At 70.4% G+C, this 5,919-nt stretch carries 4 protein-coding genes; 2 read left to right on the top strand and 2 right to left on the bottom strand.

Annotated features, from left to right (window positions below; all coding sequences use genetic code 11):
* The coding region (locus AB0H12_RS45045; protein ID WP_499632906.1) for a transposase at positions 1 to 224 on the top strand (224 nt) is incomplete at its 5' end.
* 399 nt (positions 225 to 623) lie between these two features.
* The gene (locus AB0H12_RS45040; protein ID WP_499632903.1) at positions 624 to 2,393 is read left to right on the top strand and encodes a PKD domain-containing protein; all 1,770 of its coding nucleotides are present in this window, start codon (positions 624 to 626) and stop codon (positions 2,391 to 2,393) included.
* 72 nt (positions 2,394 to 2,465) lie between these two features.
* Here the strand turns inward: AB0H12_RS45040 and AB0H12_RS45035 are convergent, their stop codons facing one another.
* Positions 2,466 to 5,351, bottom strand: a complete 2,886-nt coding sequence (locus tag AB0H12_RS45035; protein WP_499632900.1) for a helix-turn-helix transcriptional regulator — start codon at positions 5,349 to 5,351, stop codon at positions 2,466 to 2,468.
* Positions 5,352 to 5,502: 151 nt separating this feature from the next.
* Complete coding sequence (locus AB0H12_RS45030; protein ID WP_499632897.1) at positions 5,503 to 5,754, bottom strand: enolase C-terminal domain-like protein; 252 nt, start codon at positions 5,752 to 5,754, stop codon at positions 5,503 to 5,505.
* Positions 5,755 to 5,919: the final 165 nt, after the last annotated feature.

Below are 5,919 nucleotides of genomic sequence, written 5' to 3'. Positions count from 1 at the left end.
GGACCACCGCGGCACGCGAGGCGGACCTACCCCACGTGCACTCCTTCGCGCGGGGCATCGAGCAGGACATCGACGCCGTCACCGCCGCCGTCACCGCCGCCGTCACCCTCGCCCACCACAACGGGCGCACCGAAGGCGTGAACACCAAGACGAAGCTGATCAAGCGCCAGATGTACGGCAGAGCCGGCTTCGACCTCCTGCGCCACCGCATCCTCCTCGGATAACACCACCACCGAAAGTGCGCCAGAGCCGATCACGAGATAGACCCCTCTGCCAGGTGAAGAGCGAACACAGTCGTGTTTGATTACGGGTTGTCCGTCAACGGCGAGCTGAAAAGTTCCAATAAATACGTATACGCAAGAACTCCTACCCCGATTGTCCGCTTCGTGAGCGCTGTCGACGCTTGACGAGTCGGCCAGGCCCCTACACCCGGCCCTAGTCAAGCGAGGGGGTGTCGGAACATCGCCGACCGGCCTCCGGCTGATATGGCCGCTGAAGTCCTGCGGACCGCGTGTGTCGCCCGACCGAACGTCGGTCTGCGCACGAAGCCGTCACGGCACATCACCATGCCGCGGCGGTGGGTTGAGTCGTTCCCTGCTACGGCTGAAGGAGTCTGGTTACGCATGTCCACTTCACACGCAAGAGGCAAGCGCATGGCCGGTGTGTGCACCGGCCTCGCCTCGACCATGGCGCTGGCACTGAGCGTCGTCGGCGCCGGCGCCGCACAGGCGACCGAGGGGCAGATCCTGAGCGGAGGTGCCCGAGGTGCCGTCGACGGCAGCTACATCGTGGTCCTGGACGGTGTGCCGTCGACGGCCGCGAGTGCCCAGGCCGCGGTCTCGGCGCAGGCCACCGACCTGGCAGGCGAGTACGGCGGCGAGGTCTCGCACGTCTACTCCGCCGCGCTACGCGGCTTCTCGGTGCGGATGAGCGAGCGGCAGGCCAAGCGGCTCGCCGCCGACCCGGCGGTGCGCTACGTCGAGCAGAACGGGATCGCGCGTGCGGCCGAGACGTGGGGCTTGGACCGCGTCGACCAGCGGGACCTGCCGCTGGATGACGGCTTCACCGCGCCGAACGACGGTTCCGGCGTCACGGCCTACGTCCTCGACACCGGCATGGACTTCCGCCACCCCGATCTGGAGGGTCGGGCGAGCAGCGGTTACGACTTCATCGACAACGACAGCGACGCGAGCGACTGCCACGGTCACGGCACCCACGTGGGCGGCACGATCGGCAGCAAGACCTATGGTGTGGCGAAGAACGTCGAACTGGTCTCGGTCCGGGTGCTGGATTGCAACTCGAGCGGACCGTGGGACAAGATCATCGCGGGTATCGACTGGGTGACCGACAACGCCCCGCAAGCCGCCGTGGGCAACATGAGCCTCGGCGGCAGCCGGGCCACCGCCGTGGACCAAGCCGTGACCAACTCGGTCAGGGCCGGTGTCGCGTGGGCCATCGCGGCCGGCAACAACGGGCAGAACGCCTGCAACTTCAGCCCCGCCGCCGCGGAAGGTGTGCTCACGGTCGCCGCGACGGACAACGGTGATCGCCGCAGTGTGTGGAGCAGCTCGTCGTCGTCCAACTACGGCAGCTGCGTCGAGCTGTTCGCGCCGGGCAGCAACATCACCTCTGCCACCAAGGGCGGCGGCACCGCTGCCTGGAACGGCACGTCGATGGCCACTCCGCACGTGGCCGGTGCACTGGCGCTGGTGACAAGCGCCGACCCGGGCATCTCGGTGGCTGACGCCAACGCCAAGGTCCTCGACACGGCGACCGTCAACAAGGTCTCGGACCCGAAGGACTCGCCGAACCGGCTGCTGTACGTCAAGGACCTCGGGGCCCGTGACCCCGGTGCGCCCACGGCGTCGTTCACCGCGAGCTGCTCGTCGACGACCCCCTCCTGCTCGTTCGACGCGTCGGGCTCGTCGGACCCGGACGGCACGGTCTCCTCGTACGCCTGGGAGTTCGGCGACGGCAAGACCGGCAGCGGTGTCAAGCCGTCGCACACCTACAGCACGGCGGGCGCCTACACGGTGAAGCTCACGGTCACCGACAACAGCGGCAAGACCGCCACCACGTCGAGGAGGGCCGCCGCCGGTCCGCAGCCGCCGACGGCGTCGTTCACCGTGTTCTGCCAGCGGACCGTCTGCTCCTTCGACGGCACCGCGTCGAGCGACCCGGACGGCGACATCGCCTCGTACACCTGGCACTTCGGTGACGGTCAGACCGGCAGCGGTGTCAAGGTCAGTCACACCTACGCGAGCCGGACGGCCACCTACACCCCCGAGCTCACCGTGACCGACCGCGCCGGCAACAAGAACACCATCGTCGGCAAGCGGATCCAGTGCAACACCTACGGCACCTTGACGTTCTGCCAACCGCTCTACTACTGACAGCACATCGTCCACGTGTCGAGCGGCGCTTCCGGACGGCTTCCGGGAGCGCCGCTCGCTCCCGGTAAGAACTCAACCGAGGCGGTCGGCGCGCAAGTGAGCGCGCGACTTGATCCCCAGCTTGCGGAACAGCCGAGCCACGTGCTGCTCGACCGTCCGCGACGACAGGAACAGCTTCTCGGCGATCTCGCGGTTGGTCTGCCCGTCCACGACCATGCGTGCGATCTCGACCTCCCTGGGTGAGAGGTCGTTGCCGTACCCCCGCCGTCCCCGCCGAGCCGGTTTCGCGCTGCCGAGGGTGTGCAGGGCGTGGCGGCAGCGGGCGGCGTCCTGCGACGCACCGAGCGCGTCGAAGGTCTTCACCAGGTCCGTGAGCAGCTCGACCGCCTTCTCCGGATCGGACGGCACCAGGACCGTCGCCTCACGTTCCCTGGCGATGGCGGCGAAGTACGGCGCGGGCATCGCCTCGTAGCGTGCGACGGCCTCCCTGAAGTGCACGACGGCCTCGGGCAGTTCGCCCCGCGCCTCGGCCAGCGCGCCCCGGCACTGCGCGAGCGCGGCGAGCACGGCGGGCGCGTCGCAGTCGGCGATGCCTTCGGCGACCTCGTCCACCAGCCGTTCGGCTTCCGCGATCCGTCCGGCGGCCGAGTAGGCGACGACCGCGACCGGCGTCAGCAAGCCGACCCAGGGCCGGCCGGCCGTCCGCCGCACGGCGGCCAGTCCTCGATCGACCTCCGCCGCCGCGCCGACCACCGCTCCCCGTTGCAGCAGGATCGAAGCCATGCCCGCGGTCCCGCTGATCGCCACCGGAGCGATCGCGTCGCACGGGTCGTGAGCACCGGTCCTCCCGAAGTGCTCACCCGCCGCCGCCCAGTCCCCGCGGGCCGCGGCGAGCCAGCCGAGCACCAGCTCCAACTCGCCGGTCATGGCGGTCACGTCGCGGTACTCCTCGATCAACCCGCTCGCCCGCTCCGCCAGCCCTTCCCACCGACCGGTGATCCAGTCGAGTCGCGCCTCGGTGGTCCGACCGTTGCTGACCACGTACGACGCGCCGCTGTCGGTCGCGAGGCGCAGTCCGCCGTGCAGGAAACGAGCACCCAGGTCGAGGTGGCCGAGCCACACGCACGCGTCGGCGACATTGCACCGCAGCCGAGCCAGGTGCTGCTGACCACCGAGCGTGTCCGCGCGCTCGGGCACCTCGTCCAGCCCTGTGAGGTACCCCCGGTGCAAGCGGTACGCCAACTCGTTGGCCAGCAGGGAGATGCGCAACTCGCCCGTCGCGGTCGCCAAGTGGGTCGCAGCGCGTCGTCGCCACCTCTCCAGGTCCTCCGGCGGAGCTGTGCCGAGGTACGGCATGGACAGCACGGCGGCGGCGCGGGCGACGAGATCGGGCCTGTCCGCGAACTCGTCGATCGCGCGCTCGAGCTCGGCCCGCCCCTCCCGGACATGGCCGATCTGGCGGACCAGCAGCGACGCTCGGTACAGGCGCACTTCGCCGCGTACCGACGTGGCCAGGCGCGGGTCGGCCAGCAGTCGCTCCAGCGTCTCTGTCGGATCCCGCTGGTCCAGCCCGGTGTTGGCGATGCGCCCGAGCTTGATCGCCAACCGGTCGACCACGTCGGCGGGCAGCACCGGCACGGCGAGCAACCGCTGCAGCAGCGTGGTCGCGGTCGCCGCGTCACCGGAGTCGATCGCCCGGTCCGCCGCCGCCTCACCGTAGGTCAACCAGTCAACCGTCCGGCCGGCCCGCTCGCTGTGCCCGGCCAACTGGACCAACGGCCTCGGTTCGACGTGCTCCAGCGCGTCGACGGCACGGTCGTGCAGACCGGCGCGCTCCGGAGCGCTGATCGTGTCGTAGACGGCCTGACGGGCCAGCATGTGCCGGAACCCGTACCTCAACCCGTCCACCTCGTGCAGGACGTGCCCGTCCACGGCGTGCGCGAGCGCCGCCCGCACCCGCTCCACCGGGACACCACCGACCTCGGCGAGCAACTCGGCGGGCGCGGGCGCGCCGAGCACCGCGGCCGCCTCTACCAGGCGGACCGTGGCGGCGGGCAGGGTCGCCAGGCGATCGGCCATCGCGTCACGCAGCAGCACCGGAACCCTGACCGCGTCGAGCAGCCGTTCGGCCCGCACGCTGCCCGCGTGCACGGCGCCTTCGGGGTCACGCAGGGCGCGCAACATCTCCTCGACGACGAACGGGATGCCCGCGGTCCGCTCGTGCAGCCGGGCCGCGAACTCCGCCGACACCTTCTCCGCGCCGAGGATCGCCTCGGTCAGCCCGCGCACACCGTCCACGTCCAGCGGCTCGATCTCCAGCACCGCGACCAGGCCGCCGGCGGCGGAACGGAACTCCGCGCCCAACGGGCTGCCGCCGGACAGGTCCTCCCGCCGGTAGGTCAGGACCATGCTGAGGTTGGCCGGCGGCCCACCCGCCAGGAAGCGCAGCAGTTGCCGCGTGCCGTCATCGGCCCAGTGCAGGTCCTCGACCACGAGCAACACCGGACCGATCGCGCCGAGGAGTTCCCGCACCGCCCGGAACAGCCGGTGCCGCTCAGCCCGGGGATCGCCGACCGGCGGCAACGGGGCGGGCAGCTCGGCGGCGATCTCGGGCAACAGCGGAGCCAACGCGCCGATCACCGGATTCAACTCCCGCTGCCGGGCCAGTACCCGCCCCGCACCCCGCAACGCCTCCAACAGCGCACCGTAGGAGAACGGCTCGCCGACCTGCCGGCAGTAACCGACCAACGGCAACACCGCACCCAGGTCCCCGGCGAGCAGCTCGGACACCAACCTGCTCTTGCCCACCCCCGCCTCGCCTTCGAGCAGGACGACGGCGGGACGGTGCACGACGACCTCACGCAACGCGGCCAACTGCTCACCGCGCCCGATGAGGACGGGTGAGCTGGTCCGGAACCAACTGCCGCGCCCCGTCTCCGAACCGCCATCCCGTCGCATCACCACACCTCCAAGGCGCACCGACCGACGTCACCAGGTGCCGAGCTTAAACGAGCGTGCCCGCACGGTGACGGCGCCGACCAGGGCGATGGACCCGGATGCCGGGTACGGCTTCGATCAACGGACAGGCTGGGGCGTTTGGGTCGAACCGCTATCCGGGGACCAGTTGGCGCATGGCGGTGGCGCCGTCCCGGGCGCCGAGCCCGTTCCAGGTGCAGCTCGTGCGCGGCGGCGAGGCATCCCGGTCGAGTTCGACACCGAGGCCGGGTGTGGTCGGGACGGTGATGCCGCCGTCGCGGATCCGCAACGGTGTCCGGGTCAGCGCCTGCCCGTCCTGCCAGATCCAGTGGCTGTCCAGGGCCGTGATCGGTCCGGGTGCGACGGCGCCGACGTGGGTGAACATCGCCAGTCAGATGTCGAAGTGGTTGTTGGGGCCTTACCCAATGCCGGGTAGTTAGCGTTTTCGCTGGTCACGCGACCGAGCTGCAGGAGTCGCGACGCAGGACAACGGAGCTCGTTGGTACAGGCAGTCGACCAGGACAGCTTGTCCCAAGGAGCTCCGTTGCCC

This window comes from Actinosynnema sp. NPDC023794 (genome assembly GCF_040639675.1).
Classification (GTDB): Bacteria; Actinomycetota; Actinomycetes; order Mycobacteriales; family Pseudonocardiaceae; genus Actinosynnema; species Actinosynnema luteola.
Note: the sequence above shows the minus strand (reverse complement) of the source record. Positions and strands in the feature narration are given on the sequence as shown.

Coding starts and splice junctions, on each gene's coding strand:
- AB0H12_RS45040 (WP_499632903.1), top strand. CDS start 624: ATGTCCACTTCACACGCAAGAGGCAAGCGCATGGCCGGTGTGTGCACC.
- AB0H12_RS45030 (WP_499632897.1), bottom strand. CDS start 5,754: ATGTTCACCCACGTCGGCGCCGTCGCACCCGGACCGATCACGGCCCTG.
- AB0H12_RS45035 (WP_499632900.1), bottom strand. CDS start 5,351: ATGCGACGGGATGGCGGTTCGGAGACGGGGCGCGGCAGTTGGTTCCGG.